General features: G+C 64.3%; 1 protein-coding gene. It reads left to right on the top strand.

Features of this window, described 5'->3' with window-relative positions; translation table 11 throughout:
• Window positions 1–213 precede the first annotated feature (213 nt).
• Window positions 214–945, top strand: coding sequence for a bleomycin resistance protein (locus AC061S_RS44435; protein ID WP_478691575.1), 732 nt, complete (start codon window positions 214–216; stop codon window positions 943–945).
• Window positions 946–1171: the final 226 nt, after the last annotated feature.

The raw sequence follows: 1171 nt of genomic DNA, 5'->3' as shown, positions 1-1171 counted from the left end.
ATCCAGGGCCGGGCGTCTGGACACCCTTCCCGTGACCGTCGACCGCCACCACGAGCAAGAGGGGGACGGGAACGACCTCAGGGTCGGTGGGCGCGACAGATCGCTACACACTCCCACTCGGCTTAGCGACTACCGACCGTCTGTGGCCGAGGAAGCAAGAAGGGGCGCTATTCAAGTTTGACTAGCGAGGGTGGATGGTCCTACGGTCGGAGGATGAGCGAGAAACTGGCGGCGATGCTCCCGTGCAGGTCCATCCCCGAGACAGTCGACTTCTACAAAGCCATAGGTTTCGAGGTCACGTTCTATCAAGAACGTCCGTACGCCTATGCCGTCGTGCAGCACGGTGACGTCGAGTTGCAGTTCGCGGCACTGAAGGGGTTCGAGCCGGCCGAGTCGTACGGCGCGTGCTACATCACGACCGACGACGTCGATGCTTTGTACGCGAAGTTCCGTAGCGGACTGAAGCAAGAACTGGGCAAGATCCCGACCCGTGGCATCCCTCGGATCGGTCCGCTGAAGGACACCACCTACGGGATGCGGCAGTTCATCATGGCCGACCCGGGCGGCAACAGCATTCGCATCGGCCAACCGATCAGCGAAGACCTCCACCACTCCCCGGTTCCCAAGGAACCGGTGGCCAAGGCCCTCCACATGGCCTCACTCCTCGGCGATTCCAAAGAGGACTACGCAGCCGCCGCCAAGATCCTCGACCGCCTCCTGTCTTCCGACGTCCCTCCCCCGAACCGCGTCAAAGCCCTGATCCTCCGAGCCGCCATGGCCATGCACATGGACGACACCCTCCTAGCCGACCGCCTGCTGTCCGAGGCCGGCCATATCCCCCTCTCGGCCTCCGACCGCACCTCCTTGGCCGACGACCTCCTCCGCGCCGAAGACCTCCGCGACAACCTCCCCACTCCCATTTCCCCCTCAGGATCCGAGAACTGATCACCCCCGGCCCACGACCCACCTACCGCAGTCGCTAAGCCGAGTGGGAGGAGAAGTGACCGTGTGCGGCCTATGCCCAGCCACAGACGGTCGGTAGTCGCTAAGCCGAGATGGACTGTGTAGCGATCTGTCGCGCCCACCGACCCTGAGGGGCTGGTCGTCACCCTCTTGCTCGTGGTGGCGGTCGACGGTCACGGGAAGGGTGTCCAGACGCCCGGCCCTGGAG

Source organism: Streptomyces sp. CA189 (assembly GCF_056428985.1).
The sequence above is the reverse complement of the archived record's forward strand: the minus strand, read 5'-3'. Positions and strand labels throughout refer to the sequence as shown.